At 55.2% G+C, this 17,918-nt stretch carries 17 protein-coding genes; 3 read left to right on the plus strand and 14 right to left on the minus strand.

Annotation, left to right across the window (positions count from 1 at the left end; all coding sequences use genetic code 11):
• The first annotated feature begins 79 nt into the window (after nucleotides 1-79).
• Nucleotides 80-1,159, plus strand: a complete 1,080-nt coding sequence (locus EFA69_RS10790) for an SGNH/GDSL hydrolase family protein (RefSeq protein WP_123133084.1) — start codon at nucleotides 80-82, stop codon at nucleotides 1,157-1,159.
• A 132-nt stretch (nucleotides 1,160-1,291) separates the two neighbouring features.
• On the opposite strand, the gene EFA69_RS10795 is transcribed toward EFA69_RS10790, so the two are convergent.
• The 14 genes from EFA69_RS10795 to EFA69_RS10865 form a co-directional block, all read right to left on the minus strand.
• A complete protein-coding gene (locus tag EFA69_RS10795) occupies nucleotides 1,292-1,963 on the minus strand; it encodes an MCP four helix bundle domain-containing protein (protein WP_123133085.1) in 672 nt (223 codons plus the stop codon).
• A 262-nt stretch (nucleotides 1,964-2,225) separates the two neighbouring features.
• The gene (locus EFA69_RS10800; RefSeq protein ID WP_123133086.1) at nucleotides 2,226-2,975 is read right to left on the minus strand and encodes an SDR family oxidoreductase; all 750 of its coding nucleotides are present in this window, start codon (nucleotides 2,973-2,975) and stop codon (nucleotides 2,226-2,228) included.
• A gap of 221 nt (nucleotides 2,976-3,196) precedes the next feature.
• The gene (locus EFA69_RS10805) at nucleotides 3,197-4,147 is read right to left on the minus strand and encodes a sugar phosphate isomerase/epimerase family protein (protein ID WP_123133461.1); all 951 of its coding nucleotides are present in this window, start codon (nucleotides 4,145-4,147) and stop codon (nucleotides 3,197-3,199) included.
• A gap of 64 nt (nucleotides 4,148-4,211) precedes the next feature.
• Entirely contained in the window at nucleotides 4,212-5,102 is an 891-nt protein-coding gene (locus EFA69_RS10810; RefSeq protein ID WP_123133087.1) for a hydroxypyruvate isomerase family protein, read from the minus strand.
• A 12-nt stretch (nucleotides 5,103-5,114) separates the two neighbouring features.
• Complete coding sequence (locus EFA69_RS10815; protein ID WP_123133088.1) at nucleotides 5,115-6,398, minus strand: nucleoside permease; 1,284 nt, start codon at nucleotides 6,396-6,398, stop codon at nucleotides 5,115-5,117.
• A gap of 138 nt (nucleotides 6,399-6,536) precedes the next feature.
• Nucleotides 6,537-7,283, minus strand: a complete 747-nt coding sequence (locus EFA69_RS10820) for a 3-keto-disaccharide hydrolase (protein ID WP_123133089.1) — start codon at nucleotides 7,281-7,283, stop codon at nucleotides 6,537-6,539.
• Between the two features lie 6 nt (nucleotides 7,284-7,289).
• Nucleotides 7,290-7,757: a c-type cytochrome gene (locus EFA69_RS10825; RefSeq protein WP_123133462.1), complete on the minus strand. Its 468-nt coding sequence runs from the start codon at nucleotides 7,755-7,757 to the stop codon at nucleotides 7,290-7,292.
• Nucleotides 7,758-7,985: 228 nt separating this feature from the next.
• Nucleotides 7,986-9,152, minus strand: coding sequence for a Gfo/Idh/MocA family protein (locus tag EFA69_RS10830; RefSeq protein WP_183906752.1), 1,167 nt, complete (start codon nucleotides 9,150-9,152; stop codon nucleotides 7,986-7,988).
• 135 nt (nucleotides 9,153-9,287) lie between these two features.
• A complete protein-coding gene (locus EFA69_RS10835) occupies nucleotides 9,288-9,851 on the minus strand; it encodes a gluconate 2-dehydrogenase subunit 3 family protein (protein ID WP_123133091.1) in 564 nt (187 codons plus the stop codon).
• A gap of 109 nt (nucleotides 9,852-9,960) precedes the next feature.
• Nucleotides 9,961-11,427 (minus strand): Gfo/Idh/MocA family oxidoreductase, encoded by a 1,467-nt coding sequence (locus EFA69_RS10840; protein WP_123133092.1) that lies wholly within the window; start codon nucleotides 11,425-11,427, stop codon nucleotides 9,961-9,963.
• A gap of 46 nt (nucleotides 11,428-11,473) precedes the next feature.
• Nucleotides 11,474-13,153 carry a GMC oxidoreductase gene (locus tag EFA69_RS10845; RefSeq protein WP_123133093.1) on the minus strand — a complete coding sequence of 560 codons (1,680 nt, stop codon included), beginning with the start codon at nucleotides 13,151-13,153 and terminating at the stop codon, nucleotides 11,474-11,476.
• Between the two features lie 395 nt (nucleotides 13,154-13,548).
• Nucleotides 13,549-14,679: a sugar phosphate isomerase/epimerase family protein gene (locus EFA69_RS10850; RefSeq protein ID WP_123133094.1), complete on the minus strand. Its 1,131-nt coding sequence runs from the start codon at nucleotides 14,677-14,679 to the stop codon at nucleotides 13,549-13,551.
• A gap of 309 nt (nucleotides 14,680-14,988) precedes the next feature.
• Entirely contained in the window at nucleotides 14,989-15,777 is a 789-nt protein-coding gene (locus EFA69_RS10860; RefSeq protein WP_123133096.1) for a TerC family protein, read from the minus strand.
• A 103-nt stretch (nucleotides 15,778-15,880) separates the two neighbouring features.
• On the minus strand, nucleotides 15,881-16,372 hold the full coding sequence (locus EFA69_RS10865) for a YajQ family cyclic di-GMP-binding protein (protein ID WP_123133097.1): 492 nt from the start codon (nucleotides 16,370-16,372) through the stop codon (nucleotides 15,881-15,883).
• A gap of 111 nt (nucleotides 16,373-16,483) precedes the next feature.
• Here EFA69_RS10865 and EFA69_RS10870 point away from each other — a divergent pair, with 111 nt between their 5' ends.
• Nucleotides 16,484-16,921 (plus strand): GNAT family N-acetyltransferase, encoded by a 438-nt coding sequence (locus tag EFA69_RS10870; RefSeq protein ID WP_123133098.1) that lies wholly within the window; start codon nucleotides 16,484-16,486, stop codon nucleotides 16,919-16,921.
• An 84-nt stretch (nucleotides 16,922-17,005) separates the two neighbouring features.
• Nucleotides 17,006-17,554, plus strand: a complete 549-nt coding sequence (locus tag EFA69_RS10875; protein ID WP_123133099.1) for a lipocalin family protein — start codon at nucleotides 17,006-17,008, stop codon at nucleotides 17,552-17,554.
• Nucleotides 17,555-17,918 lie beyond the last annotated feature (364 nt).

A 17,918-nucleotide genomic window follows, 5' to 3' on the forward strand; every position in this document is an offset into this window, starting at 1 on the left:
TCCACCACCTTTACCTTTTGCTACTCCCGTTTAGCGGCTCTTTTTCTGAAAACAGGCGCTAAACGGAAACTCAGACACTATGCTCCAACGCCTTCTCCCGTTTCTGTTTCTGGTGTGCCTGACTTTGCCGGCCTGCAAAACCAGCGCCCCTGCCGCCCAAACGCCGGTTCTCTTTGAGGCCGACCACCCCTACATCCAATATACCGGCCGCATTGACTTCTCAAACCCCAAAGCTCCCCGGTTCTGGACGCCGGGCGTGTACATCACCGCCAAGTTCAAAGGCACCTCCTGCCAGATTCTGCTCAACGACGAGGAGTATGGCGGCAAACACAATTACCTGGAAGTGATTGTGGACAACGGCACGCCCTACAGAATCCAGACCACCGGCAAGAGCAACACCATTCAGGTAGCCCACAACCTGCCGCCCGGCGAGCACACCGTCACCCTCTGCAAAAACACCGAGGCCAACATTGGCTATCTGGAGTTAGTGGGCATCAAGGCCGAAGCCCTGTTACCGCCACCCGCCAAACCCACCCGCAAGATTGAGTTTATTGGCAACTCCATTACCTGCGGCTCCGGCGCAGATCCTTCTACCGTGCCCTGCGGCCAGGGCCAGTGGCATGACCAGCACAACGCCTATCTGGCCTATGGCCCCAGAACCGCCCGGGCCCTCAACGCGCAGTGGCACCTCACCGCGTTCTCCGGCATTGGGCTCATGCGCAGCTGCTGCAACATGAAACTGGTCATGCCGCAGATTTTTGACAAAGTGAACCTGCGAGAAAACGAAATCGCCTGGAACTTCAGCCAATATGTACCAGACGCGGTCACCATCTGCCTGGGCCAGAATGACGGCATCCAGGACTCCACGCTCTTCACCAGAAACTACCTCCAGTTCCTCCAGACCGTACGAAGCAAATATCCGCAGGCGGAAATCATCTGCCTCACCAGCCCCATGGCCGATGTCCAACTGGCCGCTTCCCAGAAAAACTACCTCACCGGCATTGTACAGGCGGCCCGCCGGGCGGGCGATGCAAAAGTGCATTCGTTCTTCTTTGCCCGCTCCTACACCAACGGCTGCGACAGCCACCCCAACCTGGCAGACCATGACCTGATTGCTCAGGAACTCACCCCCTTCCTGAAGAAAATGCTCCGCTGGTAAGCCCACTTTTGCGTTTAGAGCCTGATTTTCCAAAAACAGCCCCTAAACGCAAAAAGTAAAAATCCTCACAAAGCAGAGAGGCCGAGACTTCCTGTCTCGGCCTCTCTGCTTTGTGAGGATCAACGTTGCCGCTTAATTCAGCATGGGTTTCTGCGGGAATTTGGAGATCTGGGACTTGGAGGCGAACACCAGCATCTGGATCATGACCCCTAGACTGACCACCAACGCCAGCTCAAAGTGCGTGAGGATGTTGGAACCGGCAATGATCTGCTTAGACTCATCGTTCAGGCGTTTGCCCTCGGCTACCTGAATCCGGGACAATTGACTGAGGTGCCCTTTGGTGAGGCGGTGCTGGGCATCTAGCTGCTCTTTCACCAGCAGCTTTACCTGCTCCTGGGCTCCGGCGGCAGCCAGGTATTTGTTTTCCAGCGCTTGCATGGCGTCAATATCCTGGGTAAACGCCTTAAAGAATTGGGCCTCTTCGTGGGTTAAGGTGGTCTTACCGTATGCTTCCACCAGCGTTAAAATGGCGGCGTTCTTAGCTTTCAGTTCCTGCGGCAGCTGTTGCTGTTGGCCTGTATGGTAGCTCTGCTCCACCAGCATCTTCTTTTCGTGCAGATGCTCAGAGAGCTGGTAAATGTAGCTTTCCACCAGCAGCCGGTCTTCATAGACCGCCGCGAACGAAGACCCCAACTGGCTCACGTGGCTGCTGTCCAGCAGATTTTTGGCCAGCACCAACACCAGCACCACGCCCAACAACAGGGCCGCCCTGGTTTTATGCTTTATGCTATACACCCATTTCATTGGCAGAACTTTTTGAGAGGAACACCAGCCGGGAACAAGAAGAAGCACCAACAAACCACAACTCCCGCGCCTCACCTCCAGATACAAAAGCTTCTTCCTGTCTGGAAGATACAAAATATATTCCCCAAAAGCCAGCCACTTACCGGCCACACCCACCCAACACGTTTAGGGGCTGTTTTTCCAAAAACAGCCCCTAAACGCATGATGAGATAAAAACAATTAGAATACTCAGGCAGTCACCTCAAAGAAAGCCAGAACCAGATCAGGAGCCCAGCATTCTGGCGTTCATCTGGGCGGCGAAGGCATCGTTTTCCTCCCGGGAGGCTTTTCTTCTTTCCTCAGAGGAGCCGTAGCCCACTTCCAGCTCGCCGTTGTCCAGGCGTTGCATCACGGCATCGGCGAAGTCCTGGAGCGGTGCCCCGAAGGTGTGCAGTCCCGGTCCGCCCAGGTCTGTGTTCACGGCAGGCGGCACAATCTCCAGCACCTCCACACTGGTTTTGGACAGCAGGAACCTCAGCGACATGGTATAGGAATGCAGGGCGGCTTTGGTAGCGCAGTACACTGGGGCAAAAGCGGCCGGCGTGAACGCCAACCCCGAGGTAACGTTGACAATAGCCGCCCGGTCCTGTTTTCTGAGGTGCGGGATGAACAGGTGGCACAGATGGATGGGCGCCTCTACGTTAATGACCAGTTCCTGCTGGGTCTGCGCCCACTCCTCCTGCACCTCCACCGGGTTTACCCGGCGCTGGATTCCGGCATTGTTCACCAGCACGTTCAGCTGCGGAAACTCGGCGGTAACTTGTTCCAGCAAGGCGATGCGGTCAGATTCTTGGGCTACGTCACAGACAATAGTGTGCAGGGCCGGGTGCTTTTCTTTGGCCTCGTTCAGTTTGTCTGAGCGGCGGCCGCAGATGATCACGGTGCTGCCGGCGTTCAGAAAACGTTCGGCAATGGCCAATCCAATTCCGGTGGCTCCTCCGGTCACCAGCACGGTATTTCCAGCTAATTTCATAGGTTTTAGGCAAAAATGGGAAGAAACAGTTTCCCTCTTATTTACTGCTCTGCGGCGCGGGAGGTTCTCTTGGATAGACAGGCATCGGGGCACACGCAGGCATTTTTTGCGTTTAGGGGCTGTTTTTGGAAAAAGAGCCCCTAAACGCAAAAAGCCTCCCCTGTGTGCAGGAAAGGCTTTCTATATCAGGCGCAACTTAGCACGGGAGCCAAACGGCCGCTTTACAGCAGGGTGTTTTTCACGTAGTCGCGGCTTTGCCGGATGCTCTGGAACGGGTCTTTGGAAGCCGCGAAGTTCTCCTGCTCCACAAAGATCCGGTGCACGCCGGCCAGCTTGGCCTGTCCGAAGATTTCCTGATAATTGATGCTACCGGTGCCAATCTCAGTGTTCAGGTCGGGCGAGGTTTTGTCCATGTCTTTCACGTGCCACATCACAAAGCGGCCCTGGTGCTGGCGGAACAGATCGGCGGGTTTGCGGCCGGCCCGCACCACCCAGTACAGATCGGCCTCAAAGCTGACCAGCGCGGGGTCGGTTTCCTGGAGCAGGATGTCATAGCCGGTGGTGTTGCCGTAGGCCTCGAACTCGAAAGCATGGTTGTGGTAGGCCAGCTTGAGGTTGGCGGTCTTGCACAGTTCGGCGGCTTTGTTCGTTTTCTCGGCAATACGCTTGTAGTCATCGGCGCTGCGGCGCACGGCACCGTCCAGGTACGGCACCGTGATGTACTGGTGCCCCACGGTGGTGCCGGCCTCAATGTAGCGCTTGACAATGTCCAGGTTGCCGTCTTTCATGTACTGCCCAAACTCATAATGCCCGCTGGTAGAGACCAGTTTGTTGGCCTTCAGGAGCTCTTTGAATTCCTTCGGGCTCAGGCCCCAGTAACCGCCCGTTGGCGAATAACCGTAGGTTTCCACATCCTGGTAACCGGCCTGGGCCACCTTGGCAATCACGCCTTTGGGGTCTTTGGGCAGGTAATCGCGCAGGGTGTACAGTTGGAGGCCTATCTCTTTGAGGACTCCGCGGCCCGAGGCGGCGGCACCGCCGGCCACAGCGGCTCCCGCAGAAGCGGCAGATTGTGATGAACTGGAGGATTCGCAGGCCAGCAAGGACGGCGACAGCGCCAGGCCCGCCGAAAGCAACCCTAACTGCTGTAGAAACTGTCTTCTTTTACTCATGAAATTGGTGTTGGGCAAAACAGGGGAAAAATCTTTTTAGTGGGTACCAGTGCCGCGTGTTTGATCAGACATCGCAGATCTGGACGGCCTGCCGGATGGAGGCCACTTTGTCTTTGCCCTTGGCAATGAACTCCTGCGCCACGTAGCCTTTGAAACCGGTATCTTTGATAGCCCGCATAATGGCCGGGTAATTGAGTTCCTGGGTATCATCTATCTCATGCCGGCCGGGCACCCCGGCGGTATGGTAATGGGCAATGTACTGGTGGTTGTCTCTGATGGTCTGGATCACGTTGCCCTCATCTACCTGCATGTGGTAAATGTCATACAGCAGCTTGAAGTGTTCGGAGCCCAGGCGCTTGGCCAGCTCCACGCCCCAGGCGGTGCGGTCGCACTGGTAGTCTGGGTGGTTCACTTTGCTGTTGAGCAGTTCCATCACCAAGACCACGTGGTGCTTTTCGGCCAGGGGCAGCAGTTTCTTGAGACCTTCCTCGGCGTTTTTCAGGCCCGTTTCATCATCCATGCCTTTGCGGTTCCCGCTAAAGCAGATCAGGTTCCGGTAACCGGCCTTGGCCACCAGCGGAATCATGTCTGAGTAGTTCTTCTGGAGCGTGGCGTGGTATTGTTTGGTGTTAAACCCTTCGGTGAGGCTGATTTCTGCGCCGTTGCACATGGTAGAGACCAGGCCGTGTTTCTGGAGCGTGGGCCAGTCTTTGGGGCCTACCAGATCAATCCCTTTCAGGCCCATTTGTTTGGCGGCCACGCACAGTTCCTCCATGGAGAGGTTGCTGAGGCACCAGCGGCACACCGAATGATTGATATTTCCTTTCAATTGGTAAGGAGGTTCCGCTTCTTTCTCAGTGGCCGCAAAGCAAGCCAGCGACCCCGTGGCCGACAGTGCGGCGGTACCGGCCAGCAGGCCTTTGATGGCCGTGCGTCTTTTATTCTGTGATGCCATGTCTGTAGAGGGTTAGGGTAAACTGGTGACCGCCGGGGCTTTATCGGTTTCGGGTTCAAAGACGGGCACTTCCTGCGGCGGTGCGGGCTGGTCTCTGAACAGGAGCAGGAAAAGCAAAGCCACTACGCCCGCAATACCGGCAGGCACCAGCCACACGTTCTGCCAGAAATTCTCGGCATCGGCGCCCCGGTAGTACTCACTTATGTAGCCCGCTACCCAGAACCCGATGAGCATGCCCACCCCGTAGGTAGCCAAGGTCACCAAGCCCTGCGCCGAGCTCTTGTACCGTTCCCCGGCCCTGGCGTCTGTGTAGATCTGGCCCGAGACAAAGAAGAAATCATAGCAGATGCCGTGCAGGGCAATGCCGATGATCAGCATAAACGACAGCTCCCCCGCGTTGCCGTAGGCGAACAGCAGATACCGAACCGCCCACGCCACCATGCCCACTAAGATAGTTTTCTTGAACCCGTACCGGGAGAAGAACACCGGCAGCAGCAACAAAAACAGCACCTCAGAAATCTGCCCAATGGTCATTTTCCCGGTGGGATTGTCCAACCCGATGCCCGTGAGAAACGGGTTGGCGTTCTGGTAGTAAAATGCCAGCGGAATACAGATCAAAACCGAGGCCAGGAAGAAGATAAGGAAGTTTCTGTTCTTTAACAGCTTGATCGCGTCCAGCCCCAGAATGTCTGCCACGGAGTTGCTTTTATTCTCCTGCCTTACCGGCGGAGTCTTGGGCAGCAGGAAGCTGTAAACGCCCAGCACCAGTGAAGCAATCCCCGCCATCAGGAACGTGTTTTTAAGCATGCCCTGCCCAATGCTCTGGGCGGAATCCCAGTGGAAGAGGTAACTGATGGACAAGCCCGCGGCAATCCAGCCAATGGTCCCCCACACCCTGATCACCGAGAACTCCTTCTCCGGGTTCTTCATCTGCCGGAAAGACACCGAATTCGCCAGCGCCAGCGTAGGCATATAGGCCACCATGTACGTAAACACATACGGGTAAAAGGTACCCACACTGTCTGACTGGTACATCTGGTACATCAGGAACGCGCCCACCAGGTGCAACAGCCCCAGAATCCGCTCGGCGTTGAAGTATTTGTCTGCGATGAGCCCAATGATGAAAGGCGCAATGATGGCCCCAAACGACTGAGTGGAGAAAACACTGGCCGTTTCCAGTTCAGAGGCCTTGAGGTTATTGCCCAGAAAAGTGCCCAGCGTGACAAACCAGGCGCCCCAGATAAAGAACTCCAGGAACATCATGGCAGATAACTTGATGCGGGTAAGGGTATTCATGGTTCGTTGGTTTGGTGTAAAGCGTTGGGGAATGGGAAACTTTAGGACGAGCTTAGCCGCCGGTAATGCCGGGCCCAAAAACTGGTCTTGCGTTTAGGGGCCGTTTTTCCAAAAACAGCCCCTAAACGCAACTAGAGTTTAAAGCCGCTTGATCATGATGTTGCGGTACCACACGTTGTCGCCGTGGTCCTGCAACGCGATCTTGCCTGATTTGAAGGTGCCAAAACCAGGCATCTTGGCGAACTTGCTGCCGGCTATGAGCGCGCGCCAGTTGTCATCCCACATGGTGGTGGAAAGGACTTGCTGCCCATTCTGCTTTACCTCCAGACGTCCGTTCTGGCTAATGATCTCCACCTGGTTCCATTCTCCGGCGGGCTTTACCGTCTCGGGGCTGCTGGCAATGAGGTCATAGAGGTCGCCGGCGCGGTGCTTGTGGATTTTGGCATCTGGGTGGCCGGCGTTGTCCAGCACCTGAATCTCGGGGCCGGTATGCCAGGTATGTTGGTACTTAGTTGGATCTTCCTGCACAAAAAGAATAATGCCACTGTTGCCGTTGGCGGCTATTTTCCAGTCCAGCTTGAGGTGAAAATCACCGAAGCTCTCCTGCGTGACAATATCTCCGCCCTCACTGGTTTGCCAGTCTTTTTTGGCGGCCGCATCTAACCGCAGCGTTCCGTCCTCCACTTTCCAGGCTTTGCCAATGGTTTGTTTCCCGTAGGTGTGCCAGCCTTGGGTGGTTTTGCCGTCAAAAAGCGTTTGCCATTTTCCTTCTTTGCCTGCCGGCGCTAGTGATGATGCGGTAGAATCCATAGAGGGGGAAGAGGAAGTCTGACAGGCCACCAGTGCCGCCAGGGAAAGTACAGGGAGTAGATTCCGGAATGCCATACGAATTTATTTTTTAAGCGATAAAATGTACTGGGCCATGGCCTGCGCGTCTTCTTTGCTGATGTTGGGGTGCGGGGTCATGGGCACTTCGCCCCAAACGCCTTTGCCGCCCTGGATAATCTTGGAGGCTAGGTAGTCAGTGTCTTTCTGGTTGGCTTCGTATTTCTGGGCTACCGCTTCATAGGCCGGCCCTACTACTTTCTGGTCAATGCGGTGGCATGCGGCGCAGTCTGACTGGGCAATCAACTGGGCTCCTTTCTCCGCCAGGCTACCGGCCCCTCCGGCGGTGCGGTCGGTGCCTATGTTCATGCTGCTGGTGTCTACGTCAGACTGCCGGGTGGCGGCACTCATGGCGGCGGCATCGGCGGAGTCAGCGTCTGCGTTGGCTACCGTGCCATTTTCTGAAGAAGAGGAGTTGCTGCCGCAGGCTGCCATGAACGCGCAGCTGGCCAAAAGAAGAAACGTTTTTTTCATAGAAATAAAATAGGTAAACGGAATAAAGTAGCGCATACGCCCAGTAGGGTATGCCTCCTCAATCTAGCAGTTTGTTTTTGATTATCAGTGGTTCTTGCTCTTTTCTGTATTTGTTTCTTCACTTCAATCAGGCTATTCAGGGGCTACTGCCCCCGGCTTTGCGTTTAGCGCCTCTTTTTGGAAAAACAGCCCCTAAACGCAAAGCCGGAACGATTGGCCCAGCCGTTTTCAGTTTGGATTGACCAAGAAGTCGGTCCACTTCTCTGCGCTGGCGCTACTGGCCACCACGGTCTCAATGAAAGCCATGCCCCGCACGCCGTCCTGCACCGATGGGAAGTCCAATGCCTCTGCCGGGGGCGTGGTGCCATCCAGGCGGGCGGCCAAGGCCATCCCGAAATTGCGGTACAGATTGGCGAAGGCTTCAATGTAGCCCTCGGGGTGCCCGGCGGGCGTACGGGTGTTATGGGTTGCGTAAGAGGAAAGTCCGGCCCCGCCGGTTCTTAGCACCTGCGCAGGCTGGTCCTGCCACTTCAGCAGCAGCGTATTGGGTTCCTGCTGCGCCCACTCCAGCCCGCCTTTCTCGCCGTAGACGCGTATTCTGAGGTTGTTTTCCTCCCCGGCCATTACCTGCGAGGCAGTGAGCATACCGCTGGCCCCCTGGCTGAACCGCAACAGCACATGGCCGTCATCGTCCAGCGCCCGGCCTTCCACCACAGTGTTCAGCTGCGCGCAGACCTGCTCAATCTGTAGGCCGGAGATGTACTCCGCCAGGTGGGCGGCGTGCGTTCCTATATCGCCCATGCAGCCGCTTTTACCGGAACGTTGCGGGTCTGTGCGCCAGGCCGCCTGGGCGTTGCCTTCCTTTTCAGACAGACTGCTGAGCCAGCCCTGGGTGTATTCTACCAGCACTTTCCTGATGTTGCCCAGCGCCCCGTCTTTTACCATTTGCCGCGCCTGCTTTACCATGGGGTAGCCGGCGTAGGTGTGGGTGAGCAACAGCAGCAAACCGGTTTCCTCCACCTTCTGCCGCAATTGCCGGGCCTCGTCCAGTGTCAGGGTCATGGGTTTCTCAATGACCACGTGGAAGCCTTTCTCCAGCGCCAGGAGCGCCGGAGCCAAATGGGCGAAATTGGGCGTGACGATGCTCACAAAATCCATGCGTTCCTGGGGGGGCAAGGTACTTTCCTTTTCCAGCATCTCTTCATAGCTGGTATAGGTTCTGCTTTGGGGCAGAAAGAGCGCGCGACCGCTTTCCCGGGCGTTGTCTGGGTTGGCACTGAGGGCGCCGCAGACCAGCTCAATGGCTCCGTCCATGGTGGCGGCTATTCTGTGGATGGCGCCAATGAAGGCTCCTTTCCCGCCCCCAATCATCCCCATTCGCAGTTTTCTATTCATTATTCAAAAAATAAGTTACCTGGGGCGGGCAAGATGGTGCAATCTATCCCTCCCAAGGCGGTGAATCAATCTAGTGCTTTTCCAGCGGAGTTCAGGCTGCTGCTGAGCACACTGTGAAGCGGAAGGCGCAACTGCCTAGGTAGCCCAGGCGCGGTCGCCTTTTTTGTAGGGCGTGCAACCGTCGAAACGGCCGGGTACGGGCAGGTAGCGCAACGCCTGGGTGGCCCCCACTTCTGAGGTGAAGAAACCCAACATGGTGAGTTCCTTCATCATCCGGAAGTAATGGTTGGGCGCGTCCTTTTCTTTGTTTTCCTGGTGCTTCTTCTGCTCGGCATCCAGTTGGGTAAGCAGGGCGGTGCGCTCGCGGGGAGCGGCCTCCATAAATTTCTTGTTGAATTTCTTCTGGCAGGCCTCGTCCAGTTGGGAGATTCCTTTCAGGAAAACTTTCTGGTCTTCGGGCTTGTAGCAGTCCTGCACCATGGTGGCCATAAAGGTGCCTATTTTCGCGGCTTTGGCACCGGGGGTAGACGTGGCCGGAAGAATGGTCTCCCCTACCTCGTCCAGAAAAGCTACCTGGTTCTGGTCAAAGAGTTTGTTGACTCTGGCGGTGCTGGAGGTGCAGGACACCAGCAGCTCTGCGCCAATCATGGTACCGCCCAGGATCCAGCCTATGGCAGCCACTGCTTCTCTTCTGTTCATGTTTAATTTGTTTATGTACTTCTTGGGTACTACAGTCTTTTATTGTTCAGCCTACTTGGCAGATTACCTACTCCGGGCTCAAAGAGCACAGGCGAAAAGAGGTGTGTTCTCAGACACTCAACTTCCAGCCCTGGCGGTACTCGCGTTTCACAAACTGGTTCACGTCATCAAAATTGGTCACGCGCATGTTGGCATTGTCCCAGACTAGTTTGATGTTGCGGCCGGGGTAGTCAAACCCTTTGCCATCGGCCTTGGGTTTCTGAATGTCATAGCCTCTGATAGCCAGGTTAGCCATGAGCAAGGCCTCAGTGAGCGGACCGGCAATCTCAAACGGCGAGCTTACTTCTTTTTTACCGTGGCCGGCAATACAGGCCTCTACCCACTGGGCGTAATGACCGGCATCACTACCGGGAACCCGGGCCAGCGTTTGCTTCACTTTTACCTGTTCTGTGCGCGAAGTGGGCAGCAGGCGCGGATTCTTACCATAGGTACCGCACATCATCTTGCCTTTGGTGCCCACAAACAGGGTACCGTTGCCGCCGTCCCCGAACAGTTCATTGGGACCTAGTTCATCTGGGCGCACGGGCTGTATGCCACCGTCCATCCAGTGCACGGTCACGGGGCCTTTGGTTTTATTGGTTTTGGGAAAGTTTAAGGTCACGTGGCTGGAGGGCGGGCAGCTCTCTGGGAAGTACCCGCGCTTGAACTCATCTACGTACACGCTGCCCACGCTGGCCTGCACGTCTGTGGCATATTTTAAGTTAAGCACACTGAACGGAGCTTCTAATAGATGACAACCCATGTCGCCCAGGGCGCCGGTGCCGTAATCCCACCAGCCGCGCCAGTTGAAAGGCACCAGCTTGTGCACGTAGTCTTTGTATGGAGCGGTACCCAGCCACAGATCCCAGTCCAGGTCTTTGGGTACTTCGGCCTTACTGCTTGGCCACGGAATACCCTGCGGCCACACGGGGCGGTTGGTCCAGGAGTAAATGGTGTGCACATGGCCAATGATACCGGCATCGTACCACTCGCGCAGCTGGCGCACGCCATCGCCGGAGGCACCCTGGTTACCCATTTGGGTTACTACTTTGTACCGTTTGGCGGCATCTGTAAGTACGCGGGCTTCATAGATGTCATGCGTGAGCGGTTTCTGCACGTACACGTGCTTGCCCAATTGCATGGCCGCCAGGGTGGTAATGGCGTGGTTATGGTCTGGCGTAGACACAGAGACGGCATCAAAGTTCTTGTGCTCTTTGTCAAACAGTTCGCGCCAGTCTCTGTAGTACTTGGCCTTGGGGAACCGTTGCCGGGTGTTGGCAGCGCGGGTATCATCTACGTCGCAGAGAAACCCAATTTCGGCCTTGCCGCTTTCATGGAAACTTTTGATGTCGCTTTCACCTTTGCCGCCCACGCCCACGGCCGCAATCACGAGCCGGTCGCTGGGGGCCAGAAAGCCCTTACCGCCCAACACGTGGCGGGGTACAATCATGAAGCCGGCTGCCGCCAGGGCACCCGTTTTCAGAAACTGTCTTCTGCTGTGGTCTTGGGCAGATTTGTCTTTGTCTTCTTGAGCCATACGGTCAGATATGAGGGATAGAGGATCTGGTTTGGGAAGGGGAAAATCAGATGTTCAGCTTCTTCATCTCGCTTACCGCATGGTCTACCGCCCGGGCGGTAAGCGCCATATAGGTAAGGGACGGATTCTGGCAACCCGCCGAGGTCATGCAGGCCCCATCGGTGACGTACACGTTGGGAGCATCCCATACCTGGTTATGCTGGTTCAGGACCGAAGACTTAGGATCTCTGCCCATGCGCGCCGTGCCCATCTCATGGATACCCTGCCCCATGGCGTAGCCAGAGTCATAGGTTTCCACATTTTTGAGGCCCGCCAGCTCCAGCATTTCTTTGGCGTCTTCCTTCATGTCTTTGCGCATCTTGAGCTCGTTTTCCTTTATCTCGCAGCTAATGTCAAGAACCGGGAGGCCCCACTTGTCTTTTTTGTTTTTGTCTAACCGCACCATGTTCTCATGGTAAGGCAGCGTTTCCCCGAAACCATTGATGCCCATGCGCCACGGCCCCGGCTCACACATGGCGTCTTTCAGGTCGGCGCCAATGCTCATCTCGGCAATCTCGCGGCCCCAGCCAGAGCGGCTGGCGCTGCCCTGGTACCCAAAACCCCGGATGTAGTCGCGCTTGTCGCCGTTCACGTTGCGGAAGCGCGGAATGTAGATACCGTTGGGGCGGCGGCCGTAGTAATATTTGTCTTCATAGCCTTCCACATCGCCTTTGGCCCCGGCCCTGAAGTGGTGATCCATGAGGTTATGGCCCAGCTGGCCGCTGCTGCTGCCCAGGCCTCCCTCCCACACATCGGTGGCGGAATTCATCAGGACCCAGGTGGAGTTGAGCGTGGAGGCGTTCAGGAACACCACTTTGGCAAAGTACTCGTAGGTTTGGTTGGTCTCCGCATCCAGCACCTCCACGCCTTTGGCCTTTTTGGTGTCTTTGTCATACAGGATCTTGGTCACAATGGAGAAAGGCCGCAGCGTGAGGTTACCCGTGGCCATGGCCGCTGGCAACGTAGCAGATTGCGTACTGAAGTAAGCGCCAAACGGGCAACCCAGCCAGCATTTGTTGCGGTACTGGCAGTTGACGCGGTCATTATGGGCGGCGGTGAGGTTGGCGGTGCGCCCAATGATCATGTGCCGGTTGCCCTTGTAGTGCGCCTTGATACGGGCGGCCACATCTTTTTCCACGCAGTTCATGTCCATGGGGGGCAGGAAATCACCGTCTGGGAGGTGCGCAATGCCGTCTTTGGCCCCGCTGATGCCCGCGAATTTCTCCACGTAGCCGTACCAGTGCTCCAGGTCTTTGTACCGGATGGGCCAGTCTACCGCAATGCCGTCTTTGGCGTTGGCTTCAAAGTCAAGGTCAGAGAGGCGGTAGCTTTGGCGGCCCCACATAAGGGAACGACCGCCCACATGGTAGCCGCGGTACCAGTCAAAGCGTTTGCTTTCTGTGTAGGGGCTTTCCTTCTCGTTTACCCAATAGTCAAGGTTGGTTTCGTTTAGGGGGTAGTCCCGTTTCAGGACGGGGTAGTTCTCAATCATCTCCTGGGTTCGGCCGCCCCGGTGCGGGAAATCCCAGGGGTTCTTATTGGCGTTCACATAGTCTTTGACGTGTTCAATGTTTCTGCCTCGCTCCAGCATAATTGTTTTAAGTCCTTTTTGGGTGAGCTCTTTGGCGGCCCAGCCCCCAGAGATTCCAGAACCTATCACAATTGCGTCATAATAATTATCGGCCATAACTCAGGAGTATATATTTAATGTTTGTAGAGATTACACAATTCTATTTCTATAAGCAGGGTAAGCGGAATTCAAATCATGACAAGGGCTTTGCAGAACAACTATGGTTCTTTAGAAATGTATTAACAAAACCGCGTTTTAATAATAATTTTTAAAAACATAAAAACCAAACGAAACACTTCGGAATTATTAAAAAAGCAATGATAACCTCAATCAGACTAAAAAAAGACAAGGAGGGGAAGACCTGCTCCAAACAGATGTTGCGAAGGATAAGGCGATGTTTCTGCGGTTGCCGTTAAAAACAATGCCTTCCGTTTAGGGGCTATTTTTGGAAAAACGGCCCCTAAACGGAAGGCATTGCGCAATAGGAGAAGCGCCGACTTTGCTGAAGAAACTTACCGCGCGCCCAGGTCTTTCATGGTCACCACGGGAATGTCTTTGGGAGCGGCAGATTCCAGTTCCCGGAACGCGGTGGCTGGGTACTGGTAACCGCCTGGCGTAAGCTCCCACAACAGCGGCGCCAGACATAAGGTAGCGGCTTTGAACCCTTGCAGGATGGCGCCCAGATTGCCCGTTCCTTTAGACAAGGCGGCCTCGTTCTCAATTTCAAACGACCCCTGGAAACCCCGCTGCCGGAGTGTGTTCACGAACGCACGCCAATCCATACTGTCTGACCCTCCAAAACCCGGCAACATGGCCTCATAGTTATGCCGGTCCCATTCGTGCTGACTGGTGGGCACGCCGGCCCGTTGGGCCAACGCCGCATCTATCTGCTGCATGGCGTACAGGTTCCCCCAGTACACATTGTTGCCGTTGCGGGTGCCTTTGACGTGGATACGGCGCAACCGGGACATGTCTGTGTGTAGAATGACCTCACTGGGATCTACGTGCTGCCACACATCATGCGAAGGGTCATAGATCTCGCCGTGCGCGTGGCTGGGGATGAGTTCATACATGAGCTTGCGGGCCGCCAACACCCCCGTAAGGTTATTGAACGTGCCGGAATGCCCGGCGGAGCGCCAGCCTTCCATGGGGCAGTTCTCATAGAGCACGGTTACCCCCAGGTCCTCGGCATACTTTATAATAGGTGTGAAAATGCGGGCGTACTCCTCCAGGTTTTTCTGGAAGCCGCTCTCCTGGTTTCCCAGCTCATGGTTATAGCCTACAAAGGTGCCCACGTTCACCTCATTGGCATCGCCGCCCAGGAGGTGCGCCATCCGGATGAGCCGGAGCAGGTGGTCCTGGTTTTTGACCCGTTGCGCGGGGTCGCCGCCAATGAGGTTGTCAAACGCGCCCAAAGACAGCCGCAGTTGGTGTTGGTTGAACTTCTCCAGCAGTGCCTGGGCGTGGTCTGGGGTGAAGTGTTCATAGTCCAGGTGCGTGGCTACGAAGTCATCGCGGGTGCCGTCTTTCCTGAACACGCACACGTCCAGCCCCTGCACGCCTACTTCCTTCGCCTTGGCAATGACATCGTCTAAACTCAGCTGATCAAACGCTGAGGTCATGATCCAGATTTGATTGTTCATAGTGCGGTAGTGCCACCTGCTTTCTGGGCAGGCCTTGGTTGTGGTTTGGTGGAAGCCAGCAGAGACTGCATTGCCTGGGCAACAGCCCACTGCTTGACCAGGGTAAGATGCTGACTTTTGCGTACATGTGCAAACGCTTCTTCCTCAGAGCAGACGTTTACAATGTTGAGGGCGGCGCTCCCGGCGATGACGTTTTGGGCCTGTTTCAGGAAAAAGAGCCGCTAAACGCAATAAGACTTCCGGTAAAACAAAAGCGGGGACCGTTCTGTACGGTTCCCGCTTTTGCTGTTATGGACTTTCTACGGACGGTTAGCGCCCCTGTACGGTGATGTCGTCGGTTTTGATCTCGCTCTGGCGCAGCTGCACCGGAGGGGTCTTTTTGCGGAGTTTCATGTTGAGCATCTCCACCACCAATGAGAAGAACATGGCAAAATAGATATAGCCTTTAGGGATGTGGGCGTGCAGGGCCTCCACTACTAACATCACCCCAATGAGGATAAGGAAAGACAGGGCCAGCATTTTCACGGTTGGGTGGTTGTTCACGAAATCACTCACGTACTTGGCGAAGGCCAGCATGATGCACATAGAGATGATCACGGCCACAATCATAACACTCACATGGTCTACCAGGCCCACGGCGGTCAGGATGGAGTCAAAGGAGAAGACAATATCCACCAGAATAATCTGCACAATGATTTTGCCCATGGTGGCGGTACCGCCCCCGGCCCCGTGCTGCTCCTCTTCGCCCTCCAGCTTGTTGTGGATCTCCGTGGTACTCTTGGCCAGCAGGAACAAGCCCCCGCCAAACAGGATAATATCACGCCAGGAAACATTAAACGGCTCATCCAACCACGGCAGGTTCCAGGTGAAGAGCGGCTGGTTGGCGTGCACAATATAACTGATGAACATGAGCAGGATGATCCGGAAGACCAGCGCCAGCAGAAGGCCAATGGTGCGGCCCCGGCCCTGCTGGTCTTTGGGCAGCCGGGACACTACAATGGAAATGAAGACAATGTTGTCTATACCCAGCACCACCTCCATAAAGGTTAGGGTGAGTAAACTTAGCCAGACGTCTGGGCTCGAAAATACATCAAACATAGTTTTATTGGGTCAGGTGGTGCGAGAAATACCTTTTTGTCTGTACTCTACGGATAACGGCCAACAACGGTGGCCGGTAGGGGTTTGCGTACCCGGGAGCGAGCTATGACTTCATGTTCACAAACTGCAGCGGAATGCCCAGCTCGGCGCGGCGTAGCATGGCAATCACTTCCTGCAAATCGTCAATCTTTTTGCTGGTCACGCGCACCTGGTCGTCCATGATGGCGGGCGTCACCTTTATTTTGCTGTCTTTGATGAGCTTCACAATCTTTTTGGCGTCTTCCTTGTCAATGCCGGCGCGCACCTTCACGTCTTTCTTGATCATGGGTCCGCTGGGCGTGGCCTCATTGCTGAAGTCAAGGGCGGTGGCATCTATCTGCTGCTTCACAATCTTGCTCAGGAGGATGTCCTCAATCTGCCGCAGGCGCATGTCGTTCTCCGTGATGATGTGCACCAGGTTGGTTTTCTTGTCCAGTTCCACGCTGCCTTTGGTATCCCGGAAGTCATAGCGGGTCTGGATTTCCTTTTTCACGGTGTTGATGGCGTTGTCCAAAGTCTGCGGATCAACTTTGCTCACAATATCAAATGAGGGCATAAGTAGGATTATTAGTAAAATGAAAGGTATTTAAAAGCCTTTTATTGCCGGAAGCCGAACAAAGTTACTAGTTTAGCAGAATTTTACGGAAAAGAGCTTAAAAACGCAGTCATGCAAATTATTCAGCCCTCTACCTTTCACGAGTTTGAACAGTATTACCGTTTACGCTATGAAATGTTGCGCAAGCCCTGGCACCAGCCCGTGGGCAGTGAGCGCATGGAAGACGATGACGAGGCCATCCATTTAATGGCCATTAACGAAGAAACCGGCGAGATCATGGGCGGCTGCCGCGTGCACAAGGAATCTGACACTGAAGCCCAGCTGCGGTTTCTGGCCGTGGGACCCAAATACCAGAACAAGCAGGTTGGCCGCCGTTTGCTGCAGGCCGTGGAGGAGGAAGCACGTAAACTAGGCGCCAAAGACCTGATTGTACAGGCCCGCGAGTACGCCAAAAACTTCTACAAGCGCAACGGCTTCACGGAGGAACACCCTACCCACCTGCTCTTCGGGGAGGTGCAGCACTACCAGATGCGCAAACCGCTTTACTAGGCAGAACCGTATAAAAGGCAATTCTCTGTTTCCGGGTCGGCTGGTTTACAGCCCCGGGGAGAGACTTCCTTTTATCCGTATGCCATGAAAAAATCAACGCTTTTCTCTGGGCTTGGCGTAGGTGCGCTGGGATTTGGTGCCCTGTATGTAGCCACCCGCCCAAAACCAGCCCCGCTCCCCACCGTCCCTTCAGTTGATTTAGCCCGCTACGCCGGCAAGTGGTATGAAATTGCCGCTTTTCCGCAACGCTTTGAAAAAGGCTGCCACTGCACCACCGCCCAGTATACCCTGAAGGAAGGCTACGTGGAGGTGCGCAATTCCTGCCGCAAAAACGGGCCCAACGGCCCGCTCAAAGAAACCGTGGGCAAGGCCTTTCCGGTGGAGGGCAGCCACAACGCTAAATTAAAGGTACAGTTCTTCTGGCCCTTCAAAGGCGATTACTGGATCCTGAGCCTGGCCCCCGACTACTCCCACGTGCTGGTAGGCGCCCCAGACCGCCAGTACCTCTGGATTCTGGCCCGCACCCGCCACCTAGACCAAACTGCCTATGACCAACTGGTGCAGGACGCCCAAGGCCTGGGCTTTGATACCCGCAAGCTTCGTAAAGCAGACCAGCGTTGCCCAGACCGTTAAGTTCCTTTTGCCTTGATTTCAAAAAAAGAGCCCCTAAACGGTATACTACTCGCCTTGCTCCAGCACAAGCAACGGATAGGGAGTTGCGTTTAGGGGCTCTTTTTTGAAAAACGGCCCCTAAACGCAAACCTTCTTGCGGAGAAGAGTTTCTGCCGGCGCCCATTGTTCCCAGCCTCCATAGAACCAAAGGCAGCAAATAGCACCTCAAGGACATTCATTTTTACGCTAATTCTGAAAAAATAGCCCCTAAACTGCTTAATAGCCACTTCTTTCCCAGGCAAATATGTAACCACAGCTATATGTCTTGAGTACAAGTAGCATCTCCTCTAATTGCTACCTTATACGATTTTGTCTACGCATACTA

It is taken from the genome of Rufibacter immobilis (assembly GCF_003721565.1).
Taxonomy (GTDB): domain Bacteria; phylum Bacteroidota; class Bacteroidia; order Cytophagales; family Hymenobacteraceae; genus Nibribacter; species Nibribacter immobilis.

Excerpts from the sequence above, each read along its gene's own strand:
- EFA69_RS10830 (WP_183906752.1), bottom strand. The coding sequence starts at position 9,152 with ATGAATAGAAAACTGCGAATGGGGATGATTGGGGGCGGGAAAGGAGCC.
- EFA69_RS10865 (WP_123133097.1), bottom strand. The coding sequence starts at position 16,372 with ATGCCCTCATTTGATATTGTGAGCAAAGTTGATCCGCAGACTTTGGAC.
- EFA69_RS10815 (WP_123133088.1), bottom strand. The coding sequence starts at position 6,398 with ATGAATACCCTTACCCGCATCAAGTTATCTGCCATGATGTTCCTGGAG.
- EFA69_RS10845 (WP_123133093.1), bottom strand. The coding sequence starts at position 13,153 with ATGGCCGATAATTATTATGACGCAATTGTGATAGGTTCTGGAATCTCT.
- EFA69_RS10800 (WP_123133086.1), bottom strand. The coding sequence starts at position 2,975 with ATGAAATTAGCTGGAAATACCGTGCTGGTGACCGGAGGAGCCACCGGA.
- EFA69_RS10840 (WP_123133092.1), bottom strand. The coding sequence starts at position 11,427 with ATGGCTCAAGAAGACAAAGACAAATCTGCCCAAGACCACAGCAGAAGA.
- EFA69_RS10875 (WP_123133099.1), top strand. The coding sequence starts at position 17,006 with ATGAAAAAATCAACGCTTTTCTCTGGGCTTGGCGTAGGTGCGCTGGGA.
- EFA69_RS10795 (WP_123133085.1), bottom strand. The coding sequence starts at position 1,963 with ATGAAATGGGTGTATAGCATAAAGCATAAAACCAGGGCGGCCCTGTTG.
- EFA69_RS10850 (WP_123133094.1), bottom strand. The coding sequence starts at position 14,679 with ATGAACAATCAAATCTGGATCATGACCTCAGCGTTTGATCAGCTGAGT.
- EFA69_RS10825 (WP_123133462.1), bottom strand. The coding sequence starts at position 7,757 with ATGAAAAAAACGTTTCTTCTTTTGGCCAGCTGCGCGTTCATGGCAGCC.
- EFA69_RS10790 (WP_123133084.1), top strand. The coding sequence starts at position 80 with ATGCTCCAACGCCTTCTCCCGTTTCTGTTTCTGGTGTGCCTGACTTTG.
- EFA69_RS10860 (WP_123133096.1), bottom strand. The coding sequence starts at position 15,777 with ATGTTTGATGTATTTTCGAGCCCAGACGTCTGGCTAAGTTTACTCACC.
- EFA69_RS10820 (WP_123133089.1), bottom strand. The coding sequence starts at position 7,283 with ATGGCATTCCGGAATCTACTCCCTGTACTTTCCCTGGCGGCACTGGTG.
- EFA69_RS10805 (WP_123133461.1), bottom strand. The coding sequence starts at position 4,147 with ATGAGTAAAAGAAGACAGTTTCTACAGCAGTTAGGGTTGCTTTCGGCG.
- EFA69_RS10835 (WP_123133091.1), bottom strand. The coding sequence starts at position 9,851 with ATGAACAGAAGAGAAGCAGTGGCTGCCATAGGCTGGATCCTGGGCGGT.
- EFA69_RS10810 (WP_123133087.1), bottom strand. The coding sequence starts at position 5,102 with ATGGCATCACAGAATAAAAGACGCACGGCCATCAAAGGCCTGCTGGCC.
- EFA69_RS10870 (WP_123133098.1), top strand. The coding sequence starts at position 16,484 with ATGCAAATTATTCAGCCCTCTACCTTTCACGAGTTTGAACAGTATTAC.